Source organism: Dyadobacter chenhuakuii (assembly GCF_023821985.2).
GTDB classification, from domain to species: domain Bacteria; phylum Bacteroidota; class Bacteroidia; order Cytophagales; family Spirosomataceae; genus Dyadobacter; species Dyadobacter chenhuakuii.
The window spans coordinates 3,890,083-3,912,987 of the sequence record NZ_CP098805.1 but is presented as its reverse complement, the minus strand read 5'-3'; the positions used below and the strand labels follow the sequence as shown (position 1 = coordinate 3,912,987).

General features: G+C 45.4%; 20 protein-coding genes and 1 tRNA gene. 11 read left to right on the top strand and 10 right to left on the bottom strand.

The features are described 5' to 3' along the window. Positions 1–5: 5 nt before the first annotated feature. Positions 6–1,442, bottom strand: coding sequence for an asparagine--tRNA ligase (gene asnS / locus NFI80_RS16195; protein WP_235165219.1), 1,437 nt, complete (start codon positions 1,440–1,442; stop codon positions 6–8). A 193-nt stretch (positions 1,443–1,635) separates the two neighbouring features. Between asnS and NFI80_RS16190 the strand changes: the two genes are divergently transcribed. From NFI80_RS16190 to NFI80_RS16180, 3 genes are all read left to right on the top strand, one after another. Continuing rightward, a complete protein-coding gene (locus NFI80_RS16190) occupies positions 1,636–2,274 on the top strand; it encodes a hypothetical protein (RefSeq protein WP_235156739.1) in 639 nt (212 codons plus the stop codon). Between the two features lie 19 nt (positions 2,275–2,293). Next, positions 2,294–3,073: an enoyl-CoA hydratase/isomerase family protein gene (locus NFI80_RS16185; protein ID WP_235165218.1), complete on the top strand. Its 780-nt coding sequence runs from the start codon at positions 2,294–2,296 to the stop codon at positions 3,071–3,073. Positions 3,074–3,163: 90 nt separating this feature from the next. Next, positions 3,164–3,237: transfer RNA gene (locus NFI80_RS16180), tRNA-Arg, on the top strand. A gap of 208 nt (positions 3,238–3,445) precedes the next feature. Here the strand turns inward: NFI80_RS16180 and NFI80_RS16175 are convergent. Continuing rightward, on the bottom strand, positions 3,446–4,315 hold the full coding sequence (locus tag NFI80_RS16175; protein ID WP_235165217.1) for an alpha/beta hydrolase: 870 nt from the start codon (positions 4,313–4,315) through the stop codon (positions 3,446–3,448). Positions 4,316–4,625: 310 nt separating this feature from the next. Here NFI80_RS16175 and NFI80_RS16170 point away from each other — a divergent pair, with 310 nt between their 5' ends. From NFI80_RS16170 to NFI80_RS16155, 4 genes are all read left to right on the top strand, one after another. After that, positions 4,626–5,582 (top strand): SDR family oxidoreductase, encoded by a 957-nt coding sequence (locus NFI80_RS16170; protein WP_235165216.1) that lies wholly within the window; start codon positions 4,626–4,628, stop codon positions 5,580–5,582. Positions 5,583–5,615: 33 nt separating this feature from the next. Beyond that, positions 5,616–6,401: a helix-turn-helix domain-containing protein gene (locus NFI80_RS16165; RefSeq protein WP_235165215.1), complete on the top strand. Its 786-nt coding sequence runs from the start codon at positions 5,616–5,618 to the stop codon at positions 6,399–6,401. A gap of 164 nt (positions 6,402–6,565) precedes the next feature. Then, positions 6,566–8,218: a phytoene desaturase family protein gene (locus NFI80_RS16160; RefSeq protein ID WP_235165214.1), complete on the top strand. Its 1,653-nt coding sequence runs from the start codon at positions 6,566–6,568 to the stop codon at positions 8,216–8,218. A 97-nt stretch (positions 8,219–8,315) separates the two neighbouring features. Further along, positions 8,316–9,137, top strand: a complete 822-nt coding sequence (locus NFI80_RS16155; RefSeq protein WP_235165213.1) for an alpha/beta fold hydrolase — start codon at positions 8,316–8,318, stop codon at positions 9,135–9,137. Between the two features lie 97 nt (positions 9,138–9,234). Here the strand turns inward: NFI80_RS16155 and NFI80_RS16150 are convergent, their stop codons facing one another. Continuing rightward, positions 9,235–10,302, bottom strand: a complete 1,068-nt coding sequence (locus NFI80_RS16150) for an SDR family oxidoreductase (RefSeq protein ID WP_235165212.1) — start codon at positions 10,300–10,302, stop codon at positions 9,235–9,237. Between the two features lie 138 nt (positions 10,303–10,440). Here NFI80_RS16150 and NFI80_RS16145 point away from each other — a divergent pair, with 138 nt between their 5' ends. After that, positions 10,441–11,022 (top strand): Crp/Fnr family transcriptional regulator, encoded by a 582-nt coding sequence (locus NFI80_RS16145; RefSeq protein ID WP_235165211.1) that lies wholly within the window; start codon positions 10,441–10,443, stop codon positions 11,020–11,022. Between the two features lie 68 nt (positions 11,023–11,090). On the opposite strand, the gene NFI80_RS16140 is transcribed toward NFI80_RS16145, so the two are convergent. Then, positions 11,091–11,816, bottom strand: coding sequence for a DUF5131 family protein (locus NFI80_RS16140; RefSeq protein ID WP_235165210.1), 726 nt, complete (start codon positions 11,814–11,816; stop codon positions 11,091–11,093). Between the two features lies 1 nt (position 11,817). Next, positions 11,818–12,945 (bottom strand): three-Cys-motif partner protein TcmP, encoded by a 1,128-nt coding sequence (gene tcmP, locus NFI80_RS16135; protein ID WP_235156758.1) that lies wholly within the window; start codon positions 12,943–12,945, stop codon positions 11,818–11,820. Positions 12,946–13,311: 366 nt separating this feature from the next. Between tcmP and NFI80_RS16130 the strand changes: the two genes are divergently transcribed. From NFI80_RS16130 to NFI80_RS16120, 3 genes are all read left to right on the top strand, one after another. Further along, positions 13,312–13,554 carry a hypothetical protein gene (locus NFI80_RS16130; RefSeq protein WP_235165209.1) on the top strand — a complete coding sequence of 81 codons (243 nt, stop codon included), beginning with the start codon at positions 13,312–13,314 and terminating at the stop codon, positions 13,552–13,554. A 142-nt stretch (positions 13,555–13,696) separates the two neighbouring features. Then, positions 13,697–14,524, top strand: coding sequence for an HAEPLYID family protein (locus NFI80_RS16125; protein WP_235165208.1), 828 nt, complete (start codon positions 13,697–13,699; stop codon positions 14,522–14,524). 146 nt (positions 14,525–14,670) lie between these two features. After that, positions 14,671–15,183: a DUF6934 family protein gene (locus tag NFI80_RS16120; RefSeq protein ID WP_235165207.1), complete on the top strand. Its 513-nt coding sequence runs from the start codon at positions 14,671–14,673 to the stop codon at positions 15,181–15,183. Between the two features lie 341 nt (positions 15,184–15,524). Here NFI80_RS16120 and NFI80_RS16115 read toward each other — a convergent pair whose 3' ends face one another. The 5 genes from NFI80_RS16115 to NFI80_RS16095 form a co-directional block, all read right to left on the bottom strand. Continuing rightward, the gene (locus tag NFI80_RS16115; protein WP_235165206.1) at positions 15,525–15,980 is read right to left on the bottom strand and encodes a hypothetical protein; all 456 of its coding nucleotides are present in this window, start codon (positions 15,978–15,980) and stop codon (positions 15,525–15,527) included. Then, on the bottom strand, positions 15,973–16,611 hold the full coding sequence (locus NFI80_RS16110) for a hypothetical protein (RefSeq protein WP_235165205.1): 639 nt from the start codon (positions 16,609–16,611) through the stop codon (positions 15,973–15,975). Before NFI80_RS16110 ends, NFI80_RS16115 begins: the two co-directional genes overlap by 8 nt. Positions 16,612–16,784: 173 nt before the next feature. After that, positions 16,785–18,413 (bottom strand): RagB/SusD family nutrient uptake outer membrane protein, encoded by a 1,629-nt coding sequence (locus NFI80_RS16105; protein WP_235165204.1) that lies wholly within the window; start codon positions 18,411–18,413, stop codon positions 16,785–16,787. A 17-nt stretch (positions 18,414–18,430) separates the two neighbouring features. Then, positions 18,431–21,478 (bottom strand): SusC/RagA family TonB-linked outer membrane protein, encoded by a 3,048-nt coding sequence (locus NFI80_RS16100; protein ID WP_235165203.1) that lies wholly within the window; start codon positions 21,476–21,478, stop codon positions 18,431–18,433. Positions 21,479–21,996: 518 nt separating this feature from the next. After that, positions 21,997–22,893, bottom strand: coding sequence for a helix-turn-helix domain-containing protein (locus tag NFI80_RS16095; protein ID WP_235156766.1), 897 nt, complete (start codon positions 22,891–22,893; stop codon positions 21,997–21,999). Between the last annotated feature and the right edge of the window lie 12 nt (positions 22,894–22,905).

Here is a 22,905-nt window from a genome sequence, read left to right as displayed (position 1 = left end):
TTCTATTAAAACTCTGCGCTCTTAGGATAGCGCGGGAAAGGAATCACGTCCCGAATGTTGCTCATGCCTGTCACAAACAGCACCAAACGTTCGAAGCCAAGTCCGAAACCGGAATGCGGTGCGGTTCCGAATTTACGTGTTTCGAGATACCACCACAGGTTTTCGGGATCAATGCCTACTTCTTTCACGCGACCCAGCAGCTTGTCATAATCCTCTTCACGCTGACTTCCGCCGATGATTTCGCCGATGCCGGGGAACAAAACGTCCATCGCGCGCACCGTTTTTCCATCCTCGTCCAGTTTCATGTAAAACGACTTGATCTCCTTCGGATAGTTGGTAAGAATAACCGGCTTTTTGAAATGTTTTTCCACCAGATAACGCTCATGCTCGCTGGAAAGGTCGATTCCCCAGCCGACTGGATATTGGAATTTCTTTTCTTTATGTGGTTTTGATTTTAATAAAATTTCAATGGCCTCTGTGTAAGTAAGGCGCTCGAAAGGATTATCCACCACGAAGCTCAGTTTTTCAAGGAGCGGGATCGAGCGCTCGTTTTGTGGCTTGTTCTTATCTTCTTCCGCAAGCCTGTTTTGCAAGAAATTTAGATCGTCTTTGCAATGGATCAATGCATAAGTGATCACTTTTTTGACAAAATCCTCTGCCAGGTTCATGTTATCTTCCAGCTCGAAAAATGCCATTTCGGGCTCAATCATCCAGAATTCCGCCAAATGCCGCGTCGTATTAGAGTTTTCGGCACGGAATGTTGGCCCGAATGTATAAATTTTGGAAAGCGCCATCGCACCCAGCTCGCCTTCCAGCTGGCCTGAAACCGTCAGGTTGGCCTCTCTTCCGAAGAAATCCTCTTTAAAATTGATTGCTCCTTCTTCCGTTCTTGGCAACTTATTGAGATTCAATGTCGTAACCCGGAACATTTCACCCGCTCCTTCCGCATCCGAAGCCGTAATAACAGGCGTGTGCAGATAGAAAAATCCACCATCATTGAAATATTGATGCACTGCAAAAGCCAATGCATGGCGAATGCGCAGGATCGCACTGAAAGTGTTGGTACGGGGGCGCAAATGCGCTATTTCGCGTAAAAATTCGAGTGAATGCTTTTTAGGCTGCAAAGGAAAAGACTCCGGATCAGCCGTTCCGTAAACCAGAATGTCGTCGATCTTCACCTCGACAGCCTGACCAGAACCTTGTGATTCAACAAGTTGACCAGTGATTTTAAGGCAAGAACCGGTGGTAACCGTGCTCAGCAGTTCAGCAGAAAACTGGCCGGGCTCAGCCACAGCCTGAATATTATGAATGGTGGAACCGTCATTCAACGCAATGAAAATCGCGTTTTTGCTCTCACGTTTTGTCCTGACCCATCCTTTTACTGTAACGGACTGGTTTTCAGGAGAAGTCTGTAAAATGTCTTTAATCTGCAGCGGTCCCATTTTCTTTTTGGTTCAATCTTATATTTACTGAATGCTTGTGAATCCGGCTTTCCGAATGAGGCGCAAAATTACAAATTACCCTACGAAAACCTATTCCGCGCGCCTAACTTACTTTTCTGCGGGAACTGACTCTTGTGCAGACTGGTTTTCAGCGTAATTTTGTCAGTTACATCCGGATTAAAGACACTCTGCCTTGAATAATCGAATCGCACTCATATTATCTGTAGTATTTCACCCGCTGATCCTCACTACTTATTTGTTCGCCCTCTTATTTATCATTACCCCTGATCTGGTCGGCGTGAGTGCTTTTGAGCTGCCGGCATTGGGCAGCTTGTTGTTGCTTTTGTTTCTGAACACATTCATTGCGCCTGCATTGGTCGTTTATTATTTCCAAAAAATGGGCATTATCAGCACCATGCACGTCGATGACCTCGCAGAGCGCAGGCTGCCTTATCTGGCCTGCATCATTATCTATGGCATTGCCACTTATCTTTTTGGTTGGAAATTGCAACCCATCGCCGAACTCGCCCCGCAAATTGCGATCATTCTCGGTGCGGCCACGATTTCGTTGCTTATTGTTACTGTTGTCAGTCTGTTTTGGAAAATCAGCGCCCACGCAACCGGCATAGGCGGTTCCCTGGGCATGCTTACCGGCCTGCTCATCCGCCACGACGAAGCCCAACTGCTTATTCCACTGATATTTACAGTCCTGATCGCCGGCTGGCTGCTCAGTGCGAGACTGCATTTGAATGCACACACACCCGCACAGATTCTCGTCGGCGTTATTTGCGGTGTTTTTGTGAGTAGCCTCACCGTCTATTTTTTCTTTTGACAAAAAACACTTCACAGCCATGTACCAGCACATTATTTTCGAAAACGCACGTGGCATTGCCAGGATCACGCTGAACCGGCCGCAGGTTTACCATGCACTAAGCCCTGCATTGATCAACGAAATTACCATTGCCGTTAAAGCAGCCGAAAGCGATGAATCCGTTCGCGTCATCATCATCACCGGCGAGGGCGACAAAGCATTTTGTTCCGGCGCAGATTTGAAAGAAACCGCAGGCTCAGGGCAGGGTGCCGGTGAGATTTTGCGGGAATATTATAACCCTATGATCCAGGCCATCCGGAACATTCCAAAGCCCGTGATTTGCAGGCTCAACGGTCTGGCAGTAGGAGCGGGGTGCTCACTCGCGCTGGCCTGTGACGTCGTCATTGCGCGTGAAGACACTTATTTAAGCTTATTATTTGTTCAAATCGGCCTCATGCCCGACGCCGGGGCGACATTCTTCCTGCCTCGCTTGGTCGGCGCCGCCCGCGCTTTCGACATTGCATCCACCGGCAGAAAAGTCTACGCCCCGGAAGCCGCCAGCATCGGTCTCATCAGCAGATCCGTGCGCGCAGACGAGCTGGACGCAGAAATCGAGAGGGCCGCTGCTTACTACCGCGATGCACCCACGCAAGCCATCGGCGCCATGAAGCTCGTCATGAACGAATCTTTTCATTCCAATCTGGCTCAAATGCAGCAACACGAACTCGAAAACCAGGAAAGACTATTCAACACCCACGATGCCCAGGAAGGAATTTCTTCATTTTTGCAAAAGAAAAAGCCTGATTTTCAGGGGAAGTAAAATTTCGTAAAATTTTTTTCAGCATTTTTTGCAATCTGCTATTGCTCCAAGCGCCTCCATTTCCTATCTTTGCACTCCAATTAAGGAATTGGTTGCGTAGCTCAATTGGATAGAGCACCTGACTACGGATCAGGAGGTTTGGGGTTCGAATCCCTACGTGACCACAACCCAAGGCGCCTTTCGCGAGATTGGCGCTTTTTTGTTGCTTTTAGGACGCTACTACGGATTAGGAGGTTTGGGCCGGGCCGCCGGGCGGTTCGAATCCCTACGTGACCACATGAAAATCAAAGACTTAGCAAATTCTGCTAAGTCTTTTTTGTTGCAATAAAACTCGCAATGGATTTAGCTGTAAGATTTTTAAAGTAATGATCCCTAGCGACGCTTTTCCCAGTCTTCAAAAATGAAACGCAGGGCATCGTAATAAGCCACAACGGGTTCGGTCATGTGGGTTTCAGTGGGGTAATGTTTGTAGAGATACTTGAATCCTTTTAGCTTTTTCTTAGCAATTGTTGCATCCAGCTTCAACAGATGTTTATGGAAAAACGAATTAGGCCCCCCTTCGTTTCCGTCACTGTAAAAAAATATTTTGTCTAGGGCTGAACCACTTTTTAATTTTTCATCAGTCATTCTTAACATGTACTTCCTGTCCCACCAAAGAGATGGGCTTACGGCAATATACGCATCAAACAGATCCGGATGAGTCAGCAGACAATTAAGTGCTGAAAGGCCTCCAAAGGAATGCCCTGCAAATATTTTGTAGGGTGTTGTTTTATAATTTTTGTCAATCATTGGGATCAATTCATTCCCGATGAATTGTAAAAATTTTTCGTTCCCGCCGCTGCCTGTATACGAACTACTGTCTGGTTTTTCCTCAAAGTTAAGTAAGCTGTTGGTTGGGGTAAGGTCTCTGGTTCGTTTTGTATTTGGGATGCCAATGACAATTGTCTTCGGCATTGCCGAAACGTCGGGCCTACTCAGATAATCGACATACTGAACAAGCAATTCAAAATGATTGTCGCCGTCCATTACGTATATGACTGGAAAATGGTTGTTTCTATCCGCGGAGTCTGCTTTAGGGCAATGCACATACACCTTTCGGTCTTCGTTTAAAAGCTTGGAGTGAATCGTCAACACCTCACTTGATGTAGGTGTATACGCCTGTAAATTCTGAGAATGTGCCTGAAAAGCGACAACTAAAAATAGACTGGTCAGCCATTGAAAGGGATAAATTATCAATTTCATCGATATAATTTAATTAAGTAGGGCATCGGATTTTTGCTGATTACTACGGCTGCTACTGCGGTCGTAGTGGGTGCCGTGCTTGGCGTAATTTGGTTAAAAAAGACAATTTATATAAATCCGGCGGGAAGTTTTCGGATGACCCCAACAACAAAGAAAAATTGAACTTCACAACAAAGCAGCCTGGTCTGCGATTGCTGAAATTTGTATTGGAAAAACAAAGACAACATGAGGACTTGAAAATCCGAAAATGAATGGCGCGGCCACGCCAAGCAACAACCCAAATCAAATTTCACTTTTAAAACCAATCGAAATGAAACGTATCATATTAGTTACAGGCGGAACCGGATTCGTAGCCATCCATACCATCTTGCAACTGTTACAACAAGGTTATCAGGTGAAAACCACGCTCCGTTCTTTGTCTAAAAAAGACAAAATAATTGATGCATTGAAAGATGGCGGAATTGACGATTTTACTGATCTTTCTTTCTATCAGGCTGAGTTAACGTCAGATGAAGGCTGGGAGGAAGCGGTAAGGGACTGCGAATATGTGCTGCACATTGCATCGCCATTTCCAGCCCAGGCGCCCAAAGATGAGAACGAGCTCATCATTCCTGCTCGTGACGGTGCGCTGCGTGTTTTGAAAGCAGCGAGCAATGCAGGTGTTAAGCGCGTTGTGCTTACCTCGTCGTTTGCTGCCATTGGTTACAGTAATAATGCAAAGGATCACGTATTCACCGAAACAGACTGGACGGATGAGCATGCGCCGATCATGGCATACATTAAATCTAAAACCATTGCAGAAAAAGCGGCGTGGGATTTTATAAAAACAGAAGGTAGTAGCATGGAGCTTACTGTTATCAATCCGGTTGGGATTTTCGGGCCGGTTTTGGGAGATATTTCGTCGGCTTCGCTGGACACGATCGTGAAGGGGATCATCAGCGGCACTACAACCGAAAGCCCGGCATTTACATTCGGCGTTGTTGATGTGCGTGATGTTGCCGACATCCATATAAAAGCAATGCTGCATCCCAAAGCAAACGGACAGCGCTTTCTGGCTACATCTGAGGGCGTAATGAGCGTCTACGATGTGGCGCAACTAATCAAAACCGAACGGCCGGAACTGGCCGCGGATATTGCGGATATGCAGCAGACGGATGAAGCATTTTATATTCAAATGTCGAACAGGAAAGCAGTGGAAATATTAGGTTGGGATCCGAAAAGCAGACAATCCGCTATTCTGGAAAGTGTCGACAGTTTGTATAAATGAGTAAATTTGGATTCATAAAATCAAATGTGACAAGTGAAAGTTAATAACCTGCAATCCTGTCATTTGGGACCGGAAATTTCGCCGGAGCAATTTATATCAGAACATTTCTTTCTGTATTTACTGAAAGGTTCAATAAAGGCTTTTGACGGTCACAAGCATTATCAGATGGTTCCCGGGGATTACTGCATCGCCAGGAAAAATCATTTGGTGCGCTATACAAAATATAAGGATAAGGATGAATTTGAAAAGATCATCATCACATTGGATGAGCCATTCCTAAGGAAGTTTTTGGAGCGGCATCCGGTTCAAGCCCAGGCTGACAGCAACAATGATTCTTTTCTTTTTATACAAGATAACAAACTGATTAAAAACTATATCCAGTCGCTGGAACCTTACTACTCCGGAGATTTGGAGATTGACGAAACTTTTGCGGATATAAAACGCGAAGAGCTGCTGATGATCATTTTAAAGTCTGATCCTGCGATGGCTAATGTGTTTTTCAACTTCGCAATTCCTGCCAAGATTGACCTCGAAGCATATATGAACCGCAACTTCCGCTTTAATATCAGCCTGGAACGTTTCGCCTTCCTTACTGGCAGAAGCTTGTCCTCATTTAAAAGGGATTTTCAAAAGGTTTTCGGCACAAACCCCGGAAATTGGCTTAAAAAGAAACGGCTCGACGAAGCCTATTTTCAAATTAGCCAGCAAAAACACAGACCCAGTGAAGTCTATCTGGAAGTTGGCTTTGAAGACTTGTCTCATTTTTCATTTGTATTTAAAAAAGAATTCGGCAGGACTCCGTCAGAAGTGATGCAATAGCGGCTGGTTAGACGCAAAGCAGGCGGGGAGGATAGATTAATTGAGAATTTAATAACATTCATTTTTCTGCATTTGCCAAGGAACAATATTTTTATATTCATTCCAATCACTCCCAGTTTCCTAAATAGCCAGCCCATATTGTGTCGTCTGAACCGCAGGATTTAATGTATGAATTCGATAATGTCATTATCGGCTCGGGTATGGGTGCGCTTTCGGCGGCGATTTGCCTGCTGCGTGAGGGGCAAACGGTGCTCATTTTGGAACAGCATAATGTGCTCGGCGGCTGGTGCCACAGCTTCCGGATCGGTAGCCAGCGTTTTTCTCCCGGGGTACATTATATAGGTCAGCTGGGCGAGGGGCAGTCCACCCGAATGTTGTACGAAGGTTTGGGAATTGCCAATGAACTCACCTTTTTTGAAATGAACCCGGCTGCCTATGAACATTGCTGGATTGGCGAAAAGCGCGTTGATATTCCAGCCCATTTCGACGCACTTTGCAAAACACTTTCTGCACAATTTGCTGCGGAAAAAAAGGGGATTAAAAAGTATCTGACTGCGGTTAAAAATGTCAGCAGCCAGCTGGACCTGATCTCAGAAATGAACGGTTTTCGTGATCACCTGACCATTCCCTGGCGTACGCGACATCTGGGGAAATACGGCTTATTCAGCGTAAAACGGGTTATTGACTGGCATATCAAGGACCCGCTTTTGAAAAAAATATTGAATATCCAGTGGGGTAACCACGGCCTTCCGCCTGCCCAAGCCAGCTTTCCCTACCATGCTGCTGTGATGGCACACTATGCAAAAGGTGGCTTTTATCCGATGGGCGGCGGTGCGGCGATCGTGAAGGCGATGGCCAATGTGATTAAAAAACACGGCGGCCAGTGCAGGACGGGGCAGAAGGTGAAGCGCATTTTGATCCGGGGCGAAAAAGTGAAGCGTGCGGTGGGTGTCGAACTTGAAAACGGTGCGCTTATTTATGCAAAAAGGGTTATTTCCAATGCGGATCCGGGAACGACTTATAAAAGTCTGATAGGTGAGCAAAACCTCAGCAAGCAGCTTTTGAATCAATTAAAAAATACTAAATATTCCTGCACCTCGCTGATCCTGTTCTTGACGGTTGATATGGATCTCCGCAAAGCGGGTTTGGACTCTGGAAATGTCTGGCTGGTGCCTGATGAAGCGGCGGAAGAATCGTATGGTCAGCATGCAGATGCGGATATTGCTTCGGAAAACGCCTTTCCAGCCCTTTTTATCAGTTCGAGCACATTGAAAGATCCGACGAGTTTTGACGGCATTCACCATACGCTGGAAGTGATTACGCTTATTAATACTCACGCTTTCAGTCAGTTTGATGGTGAAACCGGCATACATTCCCAGGCATACCTGGATTTTAAAGAACGGCTGAGCATGAAAATGATTAAAAGCCTCGAAAAGGTGCTGCCGGGGATCAGCCAAAGCATCGTCCAGAAGGAAATGGGCACGCCGCTTACCAACAAGCATTACATTGGTTCCACGGACGGCTGTGTGTATGGCACCGAAAAAAGTTTCTGGCAGATAGGAGCATTTGCATTTAAAGCGCAAAGTGAAATTGAAAATCTGTATTTGTGCGGCGCGAGCATTCTGGCCAACGGGGTTGCCGGGGCAAGTTATTCGGGTGTGCAAACGGCCGCCAGGATCCTCGGCACATCCCAGGCGGCGCTGCTGAAACCAGATCCGTCCCAACAACTTCACGTATATGCAGCCGAGGATGCAACGCATTATCCTGAGTGGATCAAAACGAAGATGAATACGAGAAGGAAGCTGAAAGTAGTTTAATGAACCAAATTAACACAACATTCACGCGCGTTGCTTGAAAAGTGATCCGATTGTTACGTAATTGTCGCATCAATTTTCACTCTCAATAAATATAATCATGAGCACATTGCAGCTAAGGGACGGGGCCACGCTATTTTACAAGGACTGGGGCACCGGACAACCTATCGTATTTCACCACGGATGGCCACTTTCCAGCGATGACTGGGATAATCAAATGATGTTTTTTCTTCAAAAAGGCTTCCGCGTCATTGCGCACGATCGCCGCGGACACGGACGTTCTTCCCAAACTTTTGAAGGCCATGAAATGAATACTTACGCTGCGGATGTAGCCGAACTTGTTGCACATCTGGACCTTAGAGACGCTATACATGTCGGTCACTCAACGGGTGGGGGTGAAGTGATACGCTATGTAAACAAACATGGTGCTGGCAGGGTTGCCAAAGCCGTGCTGGTAAGTGCCGTAACCCCGCTTATGGTGCAATCAGAAACAAATCCGGATGGTGTGCCGATGGAAGTTTTTGATGAAATCCGCGAGATGACTGCTACACAGAGACCGCAGTATTTCAAGGATTTCTCGGAAGCATTTTACGGATATAATCGTGCAGGTGCTGTTGAAAAGCAGGGCATTCGAGACAACTGGTGGCGCCAGGGTATGATGGGAAGCATTCTAGCTCATTATGAGTGCATTAAGGCATTTTCTGCGACTGATTTTACCGAAGATCTGCAAAGCGTTGATGTGCCCGTATTGGTGCTGCATGGTGAAGACGACCAGATCGTGCCTTATGAGATCACTGCATTAAAAGCCGCTAAATTGTTAAAAAACGGTAAACTGATCACATATCCAGGTTTTCCACATGGGATGCCGACAACGGAAGCCGAAACCATTAATAAGGATATCCTGACGTTCATTCAGGGATAATATTAACTGGCGCTTGATTGTTGTCAGGAGCATTAGAATGGCCGGGTGGGAATTTTTCCGTCCGGCCATTTTGCAATACTAATGTTAGTTCCAGCTATCAAGGAATCAAGTTCTCCGCTCTCAGCCTTTTGAACAAATCAAAAAACGAGTCACGCGTATCCTGATAGCCCGTAAAGCCCAGTTTTCGGCTTTTGGACATGTCCGTCATAACCTCCAAAGGGCGGCCCAAATCGAGATCCGTATGCCAGGCGGAGGCCAGACGATTAATATCGGGTTCTTTCAAATTGTATTTGGAAGCAATCTGCTGCCAGGCCGGGGCGTCGTTTGCCATTTCTTGCTCCAAAGGGCGAATTTGCCCGCCAAATCCGGCTGACTCAATGGCAAACCAGTCTGCTATTTGTTTCCAAAGCCATTTCCAGCGGAAGAGGTCGCCATTCGCAACATTAAATGCTTCATTGTGAGCCGCTTCGGTGGTGGCGGCCCAGATCATGTGTTCAGCCAGCAGTTTTGCATCTGTGACATCGGATAACCCGTTCCATTGCTCGGCTGAGCCGGGAAATTGAAATGGCCTGCCGGTCTCTTTACAAATGCTTGCGTAAATGGCCAGCGTGGTGCCCATATTCATGAGATTACCAACTGCTTTGCCCACCACAGAATGCGGTCTGTGAATGCTCCAGGTAAAACCATCACGCTCAGCGCCAGCATAAACTTCATCTTCCTGGGCATAGTAAAAGTTTTCCAGATCGAGCCTGGGGTGTTCTTCGCGAACGGGCGTTTCGGGCAATGTGCCTGCCTGTGCATAAGCCTCAAACGGCCCCAGATAATGTTTAAGCCCAGTAACCAGCGCAACATGCTGAATAGATTTTTTTGCGGAAAGGCTGTTCAGTAAATTCCGGACCATTGCACTGTTGACGCGGATATTTTCGGCCTCCGTATCATTGCGCATCCAGCTTGTAAAGAAAACGTGGGTAGGCGCCACATCCGCCAGTTTCGCTGCCAGATCAGCCGGATTAAGCAAGTTAGCGGCGATAGGTTTTAAGCCTGCAATTTCTGTGTTCGGATGACGGGAAAGGCCATAAGTGATCCAGCCTTTTTCAATCAGTTTTTCTGCGAGGTTGCTTCCGGTGATGCCGGTTGCGCCCACTACTAGTGCAATATTTGTCATATGCTCGGGGATTTTCAACACTTGATTTAATGTTACAAAATTACCGTACGCCAAGGCGATGCCCATTGACCTGCGTCAAGTAATGCAGTTGATCTAAATCAAGCATTCCTATCTTTGCCGGTGTAAATGTGATTAGCTATGATTAAAGTACTTTTTCAGCACATTCAGGAAAAGGTTTCGCTTTCGGACCTTGATAAGGAGGCAATCGAGACCTTTTTCATTCCCAAAAAACTGAGAAAACGTCAGTATTTATTGCAGGAAGGTGATGTTTGCAAGCATCTGACTTTTATAGCCAAAGGACTGCTAAGGACTTACAATGTGGATGACAAGGGCGACGAACACATGAGCGTTTTTGGCTGGGAAGGGTGGTGGTTATCCGATTTCAACAGCTTTTTGTCGGGCGAGCAGGCCGTATTCAACATTGATGCCATTGAAGATTCGGAGTTGCTGCTGATCTCCCGGGAAAATTATGAAGCGTTAACGCTAGCCGTCCCGGTTATGGACCGCTATTTCCGCATCCTATACCAAAACAGCATCGTCACCAAGGAGCGGCGGTTGATGAGCTCCATCACGCATTCGGCCGAAGAAAAATACGTTAAACTGGCAGAATCAAACCCCAAAATGATCGAACGCGTCCCCCAAAACCTGATCGCCTCCTACCTGGGCATCGCCCCGGAAACGCTGAGCAGGATTAAGAAGAATTTGGCTATGAAGAAATGATCTTTTTGTGAATGCATACTGGCGGGTCAATTTTTTGGAAATCTTTCTATCACCATCCGGGGTATTCTTTAAGCGCTTTCTTGCAGCAATACTTCGGGCATTTCATCGTACGTTTTGCCGTTTAAAAGCCTTCCATTTTCCTTTTTGTTTTTGCCGCCCCACTGCTTGAAGAAAAATGCAACTTCACTATCCTTGCACTGTTCTTGAATTTCCAAAACCCAGTCTGTATTCATGGGCCTGGGCCTATGCCCACTTTCGCCCCCCACAATAACCCAGTCAATTCCGGCAAGATTTAAGTTGGGTAGTGAACCTAACAACGGTTCACAGGAGAGAAATTTAACTTTTGCTTTTGTCTCACGCAAGAAATCAATTCTACTCATAACACTTTCATTTTCAACAGAGACGCCCATCCAAATGTTGTGACTCCATCTAAGCTCCTTATGAACTTCAAATAATCGCTCGGCTCTTTTGGTCAAAACCTGGAAAACGTGCTGCGGATTATCATTCATTACTTCAAATACTTTCTTGATGAAGTCAAATGGAATGTCTTTGTGAAAGAGGTCACTCATTGAATTTACAAATACAACTTTCGAATGTTTCCAGGTGTATGGAATCAACAAAGAATCTTGATGTGTTCGGACTTCAAAATTATCCTTATACTTTTCAATCCCCATTGCCTGCAATCTCTTGGACATGATTTCTGCATAGCAAAATTTACAACCAGTAGAGATCTTCGTGCACCCAGTTGTAGGATTCCAGGTCATCTCCGTCCACTCAATGCTTGATTGCGCCATCTTATTTCAGTTTGAAGTATACTTTATTGTTGTTAGCGTCACCAGCCTTATAGTACTTGACATAAAAAGCTCCCTTCCTTGCCTTCACTCCCTCAGATAAATAAACGTCAAGTAGACCATTCGTCTGCCAGCTTTCGAAAATTTCGTTTGTATGCTTTGGTAGATATCCCTGCCTTAAAGTGAATTCATAGATATCATTATTAAAGCACCTCTTTGTTGCAAGATAAGCCTTTAATTTTTGCTCTAATGCGTTCGTTCTATACTCATAAAACAAGGATGGAACGTTTCCTGAAAATTCCCAGCCTCGTCCATTCTCAGTATCAATCTCCCACTTTGCTTCCAGCATTTCTTCAAATCCTCTGATATGGCTTGTAAAAAAATAAAGGCAGAAAACGGTCTTCTCATCCTTTTTGATTGAAAAATGATCAACGAAATACTTTTCGCCCAGGGATTTTTGAAATCCTTCCCTTAGCTGATTGACAAACTTCCATACATTGTCGTTCGGCACCCATTCCTTGTATTGCGTAAGCTCTTCAATGAAATCCAAGAGTGCTTCGGGAGTTCCATTTTCTGAAAATCTGTACATGTGTTGAACTGGGAGCCATAAAAGAATCTCGCATTTCTTGCCACAGTCCATTAAAGATTTCAAATGTTCTGATCTTATATCCTTGTATCCATAAGGATCAATAAAAACAAAGTGCTTTTCATTTCGGGTCCTTTTAAATGTTCTAGCAAGTCTTGTAACTTCCTCTTTATAATCTTGTGATGTTAAAATAAGATTTCCAGAGCTTGGATTATGCAGTGATAGTGCGATTATGGCATTTCTTAGGATATCAATCTTGTCCTTGTCTTTGTCGTTAAACTGGCAATCTATACTTGGGATTTTATCCGTTTTACGTTCAACGAGTAACTTGTAAGTATCTTGAACTTGGCGAAGTATTACAATCGGACTCCCTTCTTTGTTATCTTCATAAAGGCCTTGTCCGCAGAATAGATCATATATGTTGATTTTTTCAGTAAACCCATCATTACTAATAATGTTAATGTAACGCTTTAAGTATTCACTGAGTAATCGAACCTTCGCTTCGGAATGGCTCAGTAGATTAAGTTTTATGTCTTTTTTGTGCATAAGGGAGGGCGATAAAAGTATTAATGCTTAATAATTAATGCGAAATTCTTCGAGGCCCTAAGTTTCATCTTTTGGTTAAAAAACCATATCTATTTATTCTTCGGCAATGTTTTTAGCTATCATTTATCGATCGGTAAATTTTAAGGCTCGTTAGGTGCGACTTCCATATGTAATTGGATGGGTTCTTGCATTTCTCCAAATTTCTTCCGAATCTTCAACCTCCTATAAACATATACTCTTATGAAGAATCTTGCGAGCATTGCCCTGTTATGGTGTGGGTGTGGCGAAAGCCCCCCGAACGTTGTATATGACGTTAGGACACCTTAGACAGGGCATTTTTTTATTAAAACCTAAAACATATACATTATGCAAACACAACAAAACACCAACGAGTCCCTGGATTCGATGCACCTGGCGTACGGCCGGGAAGTGGCGGAGTTGCTCAGTCAAAGCAGCGCTGCCAGCTGGATGAATGACCTTTGGGACATTTATTCTGGCTACATGCATGCGCAGCCGGAGCTTGGGCACAGCCTTCGCGCGACGGACGTTTTTACTTCATTTAAAGAACTAATGTTCTTTTTCCAGCGGATCGGGGAATTGAAAAAGTAGAATCTGATTCGCTGTTCTCGAAACGAAAAGCCAGGCAATCTGCAAAGGATTGCCTGGCTTTTTTACGGATATAGCAAAAACCTCCTGATTCCCAATTTCCTCCAACATTGGCCCGTATCATTGTATCAAAAACAATGAAAACATGAAAAACTTCATCATCACAACGATCCTGTTTGCTGTTACAATGCTGTCTGCCACGGCGCAGGTTGATACAGTTCAAAAACCAAAACCGTTAAAAATCCGCCACGCCGAGCCGCTTTACATGGATCTTATCCGTGATCTGGGCGCCAGAAAAGGAGAGAAAGAATGGAACGTCGGATATGGCGTTGAAGGACACAAGGATTATACCGTCAACCATTCTTTTGTTGAATACGAATTTTCACCCGTGAACAGGCTTGGTCTGGAAGTAGAGCTGCCGTTTTCGTTTTACAGGTCGGCCCAGGCACAGGAAGGGGCGGCGCTTCCTAGAAACCGCGTTGAAGGGTTGAAACTGGCCGCTCAATATACTTTCCTGGTTTCCGAAAAGCAGCAGATGTCAATGGCTGCGGGTTATATGCATGAATTTCGCACCCATTCTTTTTATTCCATGAATCATGGCCGGGGCATGCTGAAAGGCAATTCTGTCAGCCCGTTTTTTATTGTTGCCAAAAAGTGGGGAAGCCGGATCAACACCATGATTTACACAGGTCCCGAATGGGAATTTACGCCGGAGGAGTCAAAAAGCGAGCTGTTTTATCAGGTAAATGCCAGTATGCATTACGTGCTTCCGAGCGGAAACTTTGTTGGGGTTGAGATAAATGATGAGGCTTCGGCCACGAGCCGCCACACAGTAATTCGGCCACAGATGAAATTGGTTCTGGCATCGAATCTGGCATTAGGGCTCGTAACGGGCATTCCCACCAACTTCCGGAACGACGGCATGAGCTTTATGGCCCGGATCATCTTCGAGCCGAAACGCATACAGAAATAACTTGTGAAGCGTTCCTATGTATAGAAAAATCAAGTATCGCCAAATCCTACGTCCGATAAAATTATAGACACGCTGACCCAAGCAAGCGAAAGCCAACTGCACAGATTTTTACATAGATTTGTGCCTTATTGGTAACACACATTTATATGGACATTATCCCATATCCAACACATCAAATTGGAGGTCAGGAGTTTTACTTTTTTAGTGTTGGAGAGTTAGGCGCAGTTGAATTGCGGATTCGGATTACACTGATGGACGCTGAAACAAGATTCTATAATGTCGGTTTTGGAGTTTGGAACACCCTGAAAGGTGACATTGATGATAAAGTTACAATCAGAAATGGTGACACAGATCGTATACTGGCAACGGTTGGGCAAAAGGCCCTGGAATTTTTGAGGAGCAATCCGCGCGCTAATATTGCAGCTACAGGATCGGTTTTGCCCGGAGAGTTGGCTTTGAGGACCCGCAAATATCAGATGGGTATCAATGCATATTATCATGAGTTAATCGCGTATTGTAATATTTATGGGTTTAAAGCGGATAAAGTGGATGGAAAAATAATGGGTAGTTGGCTAGATTGGGACGGATCGTGGGTTCCTTTTGAGCTAGGCACCAACTACGATGCTTTTTTGTTAAATTTGAAAAGGTCCGAACACTAGTCGAATATAAAAAAACAAATATGGCTAACCAACATTCAAAAACAGCCAAAGAGAAGAGCCTGAAAGGTTTGAGGCATTTGGCAATAACTGGTACAAAAGGCTCAGTATATCCCAAAACGTCCATTGGGTTACTTCTTATGAAAAATTCTTCGGCTATACCATCTGTGCAACCTACGTCGCCATCCCATTATGATGATTTTAACAATTCTGGAAAGTCAACTTTCGATCGTAAAGCGGAGGAAATGAAGGCGTTTCTGAAGAGAAATCCTGTCCCGAAAGAATTTCTAAACTAGTATTCTCTGCCGTTTCAAGTACCGGAACATCTTTCTCAACCCCCCCCATCAAACCCGCTTCTTGAAAATCTTAACAAACTCCCACACACCTGCACCTATTAACAACAAACCGCCAGCCGCGAAAAGGATGTAGAGGCCGGTGTAATGTTTGACTCGTTCGGATGTTGTTGGCAGGAATGCTTTGCCGCTTGCCGGGTCGAAGTGGACTGCGATGGTATCTACGCCTGATAAGCTTCGGTAGTACTTTCTTCCCATCGAGAAATTGTAGGTTTTGCCCAGATATTCAGCGTAAATGCGATCGGGATATTTAACGGTTCCTAGGCCCTCTGACCCGTAAGTGATTTTCATGCAGACAACTGGTAAATGGGCCGACATTTCATCTTCCCATTTTGCACTGGTGTACATCATGTAGGTTATCACGAGGAGGCAAATACCCAGAAGAAACGTGACGAAAGGGACTATCCATCCGTATCGCCGGTTTTCAACGATCAGAACCTCATTCATAGGTTGCCTCGCTTTTGAAAGTTGTGCGGATCAGCGGGACATGCTGTATGTGGTTTTCCATTGGTATGCCTTTGAAATATTCATTGATGACCCATATGCCTTCTGTTTTAAAGGGGAGCAGAAAGCTGTTGCCGTTGTTAAGCTGGAATTGTGCAAATCCGTGTTGCAATTTGCCTTCGTTATGATACATCGTGATTTTGCGAATGTCACCCTCCTTGATGCGTAAGGTCGTGTCGGGGAGTTGTATATCAAGTTCATGTTCATCCGGTAATGTCGTAATCACGACGCCGCGGGCATAAGGCCAGTGATTTAAGTCAATCACAAAAGTGAACATCCCCATACAAAGAAGGGCAAAGCCAAAGATGATGAGAATCGTCCGTCCAATCATGGGGTCCGGCCCTGAAAAGGTTGCGAAGAGCGAAGCTTTTAGAATTACGAAGCCCATAAAAAGGCAAATCAATACAAACACGGATTCCAATCTGACAAAGAACGAGCGGAATGTAGTCTGGTAAATCCGTTGCACTTTAAGCGGAGAGTTCGTGCCGATTGTATTGCGCGTGAATCGCAGCAGTCGCCAGAATACCCAACCCATCGGAATGAAGACGATCAGAAATACCAGCAGCGTGCCCATTGTTACAATGATATGATTTGATCCTTAATATAATTAAATAAAGGTTACATATAAAGAAGATTGAAACATTTTTTGCTGTGATTTTCCTTGCAAAGGCGCTTTGCTAAAAGCAAACGACCGGTCGCCAGAAAAGGCGACCGGTCGGGGAATGTGCTGACAATGAGCAGGTAGGATCAGTATCCGTTGTTCTGCTTCAAGTTTGCATTTTTGTTAAGCTCCGGCCTCGGGATTGGAAGCAGCGATCGGTAGGCGCCGTTAGGCACGTGGGATAACCAGGATTTGGTTGTAAACACACCAAAACGGATCAGATCTTGCCGACGTCGCCCTTCCTGTGCAAATTCCCATCCCAATTCATCGAGGAAACGGCCAAATTTGATATCCGCTCCGCCCTCGTTTGTAGTTGTATTGTGGTTTTTCAACCCGTAAGCATAAGTGCTTCCTTTTTGAAGATCCGCAGCAGTAACAACGGCTTTCGCAGGGTTTGCTTTGAAATTACGTGCTCTTACAGTCGTCACTATGGTTGCTGCTTCTGCGGCTTTTCCGCTTCTCAGCAACGATTCTGCTTTCATCAGTAATACATCTGCATAGCGCAGCAAGGGCCAGTCGTTGCTCAGGTTTACCGTGGTTCCTTTTTCAATTTCAAATTTCCCAAGCCTGAAACCATGGACCTCTTCCGACTGATCCACGCCGGGCAGCTGATTAATGTAGCTCAACGGTTTGCCCGCGTATGCCCCCAGCGTACTCGTTAGCGGTGTTCCGCCTGCCGAATATTGCGGACCTTGAATCCAGTTGCTTACCAGGCGCTCGTCGTCCTTGTCGAACGAATCAATAAACTGCGGAATGGCGCAAATTCCACCCCAGGGCGTGTTCAGCAGGTTGTAAGTGGCCTGATTGGCTGGCTGCAATGTTTCCATGTGAATAGAAAATCCGTTCCAGTCGGTTACGTATTTTATATCAAAAGGTATGGCAAAAATGATTTCCTTAGAAGATTCATTATTTGTTTTAAACACCTCTTTCTGGGTCGCTTCCAATGCATATCCGGCCTTGGAGTTGATCACCAGGTTGCATTGCTCGATACACTTTTCCCAGGCTGGTGTGCCTGTGTAAACTTCTGCATTGAGATACATTTTGGCAAGAAGCGTATGTGCGCCCCATTTATTAAAACGTCCGTAGGTTGTCGGATCGTTCTTTTCTGATAGCAGCGGCAGATTGTCCTGAATATCCTTGACAATAAAATCGAAAACCTCTTTCCGTGTGCTTTGCTTTGGAATAAAACCTGCGGGCACATCAAATTGCGTGATAATCGGCACATTCCCGAACAGGTCGCAAAGCACATAGTAATAGGATGCACGAAGGACTTTGAGCTCGGCAATTACCGCCTCTTTCCCTTCTGTAAACGGAATACTTCCCGATTCGATCTGGAAAATAAGCCGGTTACAATTGGCAATCCCAGCATAAGACCTGTTCCAGTTATTGATCGCGATCTCGTCGTCGGCGGTCCATTTGTGATCGTGGATCCTGCGGTAAACGCCGCCATCCACCCAGCCATTCGGGCGGGAAGGGATAACAAGCTGGTCCCCCGATATCTCCTGGGTGCGGAAAAGCCCGTTCCATTGCTGCATCACATCGCGCCAATTGGTATAGGCAGCGCCTACCAGTGAGGCCACGTCACCGGAAGCTGGTGTGAACTGGTTGGCTATAATACGGTCGAAGCTTTCGTCTTTCAGATCAGTACACGAGCTGCCCAGCAACAGCGCTACAACAGCAATTTTACTTTTTAAACCAAAGTGTATATTTTTCATAATCAAGTTTAGAGTTTTTACAATGACAAGTTTAGCCCCAGTGTGAATGTCCTGGTCATTGGATATTTATCACGGCTGTCATTTCCAGGAGATAGTCCCAGCCTGTCCACCTCGGGGTCTACGCCTTTGTATTTGGTAAAAGTGAATGTGTTAAGCGTAGAGCCGTAAACCCGGATGGCCTTAATGTGTTTTGTTTTCAGCTTCGGGATGTTGTAGCCAATCGTGATGTTGTCGATTTTCCAGAAATCACCATCTTCAATGTAGTAACTGTTGAATTCCTGTGGCATGGTTGGGCTGAGTACAGCTTTGTCAAAAACCTTGTCATAGGATGATTTCAGGTTGTTATACTGTTGAAGGCCAGTGCTTTCAAAGAACATCCGCTGGTAATTCAGGATCTGGTATTTGAATGCCCCACGCATGGTTACGCCCAGGTCCAGATTTTTGTAACGCAGGTTATTGTTGAAGTTGAGATAAAACTTAGGCAAACCATTTCCAAGCACGCGTTTGTCCTCAAAGGCATGCTGGAACTCATCGTAATTTTGCGGCTGACCGTCGCGGCCTTCGTAAATCCACTTACCGTCTTCGGATATGTCCACCACCTTGAAGCCATAAAAATCACCCACCTGGTCGCCAATCCGCACAATGTGCGTAAAAGTCTGAACAGGGTCGCCGGTTGCACCCGTGGTAAAAAAGTCGTTGGTCGTCTTATAAATGTCGTTTGAAAGACTCACCAGCTTGTTGGTATTGGTCGAATAGTTTACACTTGAATTCCAGGTAAAATTGTTGGTCTGCACCGGCACGAAGTTCACCAGCAGTTCCAGTCCCCGGTTCTCCATCACGCCCACATTAGCGCGGGTAGATGTGTACAAGTTGGGCGGGCTGGGCACCTGGAAATCATACAAAAGCCCTTTGATCTTCCTGTTATAAAAATCAATGCTACCATTGATCCTGTTTTTGAGGATCGCAAAGTCAAGACCTATATTCGATTCATGCTTTTCCTCCCATCTCAGGTCGGGATTCGGGTTTTGGGCAGGAACCAATGTCTGCACCCACTTGCCATTGCTGTAAAAGAACTTCTGATAATTCAGGATCGCCACGCCGAGGAACAGGTTATTAGGCTGCGTTCCCGTAACACCATAACCGGCCCTGAGTTTCAGGTCGTCGAAGATCGTCTGGCCTTTCATGAATGCTTCGTTGCTGATACGCCATCCCAGTGAAACGGCCGGGAATGTTCCCCAAGGGTTTTTCGCGCCATATAGCTGGCTCGCACCTTCGTGTCTGATACTTGCCAGCAACAGGTAGCGGTCGTCGAAGTTGTAAGTGGCCCTTGCAAAAAAGCCGATAAGGTTCGTTTCCCTTTTGGAGCTGCCAATCGGCGCAAGTCCGGTTTTCAATGCGTCTCCGATGCCGATATTATTATAGGAAAACTTATCAGTCGGGAAATCCCAGTTCTGCATGAAAGAATCCGAGAACGAGTTGTCCTGATAGCTGTAACCGCCCAGCAGGGAGAACTTGTGACGGTTCAGGTTTTTGGAATATTGGGCGGTAAGCTCCATAAGCTTATCCACCGACCGCACCGACCCAATCGAGGCATAACCATTACGCCCGTCGCGCAGTGCAGATACATGGCTCTTCGTTTCTGAATACCCACGGTTCTGATTGTATTGATTGTAGGAAAACAGGGCCGACAGTTTAAGGTCTTCAATGGGACTGTAGCTGATATTGGATGTTATCCTGGTATTCTGGGAGTTGTTTTTCCCATCACTTTCCTGCAACCGTGCCACAGGGTTATCATAATTAAAGATCCCCGTTTGCTGAAACCAGGTTCCATCCGGGTTTCGTAATGGTGCGGTAGGATTCTGGATGATTGCCTGGCGATAGGTATATCCGTTGAAACTTACCCCATCGCCGGTGGTCGGATAGCTGTTGTATGAGTTGATGAAACCAAGATTAATGTTGAGTTTATCATTCAACATGGTATGGTTTACATCGGCGCGTCCATTAAAGGTTTTGTTTTCAGATTTGATAAAAATACCGTCCAGATATCGGTAGTTAAGGTTCACAAGATAGTTGGTACGGTGGCTTCCGCCTCTGAACGTAAGATTATGGACCTGGCTCAATGCTTTTTTAGAAATTTCTTTCATCCAATCTGTATCCGCGCCCAGGTCCCACGAAGGCTCGCGGATGCCCTGCTCAATGTGCGCGCGATAATCCGCTGCTGTGAGGAGGTCAAGCTTCCGGGCAACTGTTTGTGTGCTGAAAGAGGTGTTGTACTCAACCGTGCTGTTATAATTGCCGCTGGCTCTTTTTGTAGTGACAATGATTACGCCATTGGTGCCCCGCGTTCCATAGATCGCAGCCGCAGAACCGTCCTTAAGAACGTCTATTGACTCAATATCCTCAGGCGCTACGGTTTTAAGGTCGCCGGGAACACCATCAATAAGCACAAGGGGATTTGAGTTAGCACCCAGCAATGTTGTATTTCCCCGAAGCAGGATCTGAGAGCCCTGGGTGGGGTCACCGCTTGGGGCTGAAATGGTAAGACCGGCTACTTTTCCCTGCAAAAGCTGTCCCGCATCCACGGCAGGGGTTTTTACAAAATTCTCTTGCGTAACACGCACTACTGAGCTGGTAATGTCTGCTTTACGCTGACTTCCGTATCCAACCACAACCACTTCCGTAAGTTCCTTGCTGTCAACAGCCAGCACAACATCGAAATTCGACCGACTGCCAATGGCGACTTCCTGGGTAACATAACCAATAAACGAAAAGACAAGCGTGGCAGCCTGATCTTCTGCTCTCAATTCAAAATTTCCGTCGGGATCCGTAATAGTTCCGGTAGAAGTTCCTTTAACCACGACACTTACGCCGGGCAATGCTGCATTGTTGTTGTCCAGCACTTTTCCCTTCAGTACTTTTTCTGCCTTTACCGGAAGCTCCATACCAGCCGTGGTTGGCGGGTGTATAGCCGCCCTCACCTGGCCGGTAAAGATGGATCCCGCGATCAGCATGGCACAAAGCGGTCTGCCAAACCCCGCGAGAGGAGTAAGTCTATTTGTAATCATAATGTTACCGGTTTAGTTAATTGTTACTGATATAGATGTATTTGTTGTTGTTTTATGATATTTTAAATAATTTAAATCCTATTTTTTTCGAGGCGCACCAATCCTTTCTCTGTTTTAATGACCGTAATGGACATAGCATAGCCCAAACCAATGAAGGTTTTCTTTCTGGCGTTCTAACGATACGTAATATACGTAAAGACATGCGCCGCATTATGCAGTGCATCAAATTACAATACAATTTTAAGCTTAAATAATGCTAAACAAAATACGGTTTTTGACGACTACTGACTATATTTTGACCTTATTCGGACATAACAGCCAGAAAGGTGCAAATTTTAGCCGTATCATCAATTCGTGATGGGATGGTGATTTGTCCTATCAAATCCCAGATTTTCGAAGGTTGTACATAAAGCTCAAAACGAAGTATCATTTCAATACAACACTCTGAATATATTCAATGTAGGTTTCCGCAGTGCTGCGGGCCAGCCAGAAGAATGGCCGAGTGAATGGCGATAATTTTAGTTCAGATTCCGGTATTCATTTGGCGTAACACCGGTCTTTTGCTTGAAAAGCCTTGTAAAATGCTGCTGATATTTAAACCCGAGCTGGTAAGCAATTTCACTCAGTGATTGACTGCCTTCAAACATCTTAACTTTGGCCTCATCAATTAACCTGGACTGAATAAATTCCAACGCAGTATGGCCGGTCTCTTTTTTAATTAAATCACCAAAATAGTTAGGAGACAAATTCAGCTCCTCGGCGCAGTAAGCCACGCTTGGCAAGCCGGACGTCTGCGATTTTCCTGATTTGAAATAATCATTCAATAATTGCTCAAACCGCACCAGGATATCCTTATTAACATTGCTTCTTGTGATAAACTGACGATCATAAAAGCGCATGCAGTAATTGAGGAACAGCTCAATGTTAGAAACAATGAGGGTTTTGCTATGCTTGTCAATATTCTGGTCTATTTCAACATTGATCTTTTCCAAACAATCCACAATCGTTTCCTTCTCTTTTTTTGATAAATGCAATGCTTCATTCACCTCATAGGAAAAGAAGGAATAATCCTTAATAACCCTTCCCAAATGCGTTCCGGCGATAAGGTCGGGGTGGAAAACCAGTGCATAACCGGACGGTTTGGTTGCAACTCCTTTGCTATCGATCCCGTAAACTTGTCCGGGCGATATGAAAACCAACGTTCCGTCCTCATAATCATAAGGCTGGCAACCATAGATCATGTCGCCACATTTGATATTCTTGAAAAACACGGCGTAAATGCCCATATAGCGCCGGAAGTGCTGCACGGTCGGTATCTCACTGAAATTGATCACACTCACCAGCGGATGCAGCGTCTCCACACCGATCCAGTTGTTATATTGCTTTACCGTATCTATTCTTTCTACCTGCTCCATAATCTGAGAATT

Coding starts and splice junctions, on each gene's coding strand:
- asnS (WP_235165219.1), bottom strand. CDS start 1,442: ATGGGACCGCTGCAGATTAAAGACATTTTACAGACTTCTCCTGAAAAC.
- NFI80_RS16185 (WP_235165218.1), top strand. CDS start 2,294: ATGTACCAGCACATTATTTTCGAAAACGCACGTGGCATTGCCAGGATC.
- NFI80_RS16175 (WP_235165217.1), bottom strand. CDS start 4,315: ATGAAATTGATAATTTATCCCTTTCAATGGCTGACCAGTCTATTTTTA.
- NFI80_RS16170 (WP_235165216.1), top strand. CDS start 4,626: ATGAAACGTATCATATTAGTTACAGGCGGAACCGGATTCGTAGCCATC.
- NFI80_RS16160 (WP_235165214.1), top strand. CDS start 6,566: ATGTATGAATTCGATAATGTCATTATCGGCTCGGGTATGGGTGCGCTT.
- NFI80_RS16155 (WP_235165213.1), top strand. CDS start 8,316: ATGAGCACATTGCAGCTAAGGGACGGGGCCACGCTATTTTACAAGGAC.
- NFI80_RS16150 (WP_235165212.1), bottom strand. CDS start 10,302: ATGACAAATATTGCACTAGTAGTGGGCGCAACCGGCATCACCGGAAGC.
- NFI80_RS16145 (WP_235165211.1), top strand. CDS start 10,441: ATGATTAAAGTACTTTTTCAGCACATTCAGGAAAAGGTTTCGCTTTCG.
- NFI80_RS16140 (WP_235165210.1), bottom strand. CDS start 11,816: ATGGCGCAATCAAGCATTGAGTGGACGGAGATGACCTGGAATCCTACA.
- tcmP (WP_235156758.1), bottom strand. CDS start 12,945: ATGCACAAAAAAGACATAAAACTTAATCTACTGAGCCATTCCGAAGCG.
- NFI80_RS16130 (WP_235165209.1), top strand. CDS start 13,312: ATGCAAACACAACAAAACACCAACGAGTCCCTGGATTCGATGCACCTG.
- NFI80_RS16125 (WP_235165208.1), top strand. CDS start 13,697: ATGAAAAACTTCATCATCACAACGATCCTGTTTGCTGTTACAATGCTG.
- NFI80_RS16120 (WP_235165207.1), top strand. CDS start 14,671: ATGGACATTATCCCATATCCAACACATCAAATTGGAGGTCAGGAGTTT.
- NFI80_RS16115 (WP_235165206.1), bottom strand. CDS start 15,980: ATGAATGAGGTTCTGATCGTTGAAAACCGGCGATACGGATGGATAGTC.
- NFI80_RS16110 (WP_235165205.1), bottom strand. CDS start 16,611: ATGGGCACGCTGCTGGTATTTCTGATCGTCTTCATTCCGATGGGTTGG.
- NFI80_RS16105 (WP_235165204.1), bottom strand. CDS start 18,413: ATGAAAAATATACACTTTGGTTTAAAAAGTAAAATTGCTGTTGTAGCG.
- NFI80_RS16100 (WP_235165203.1), bottom strand. CDS start 21,478: ATGATTACAAATAGACTTACTCCTCTCGCGGGGTTTGGCAGACCGCTT.
- NFI80_RS16095 (WP_235156766.1), bottom strand. CDS start 22,893: ATGGAGCAGGTAGAAAGAATAGATACGGTAAAGCAATATAACAACTGG.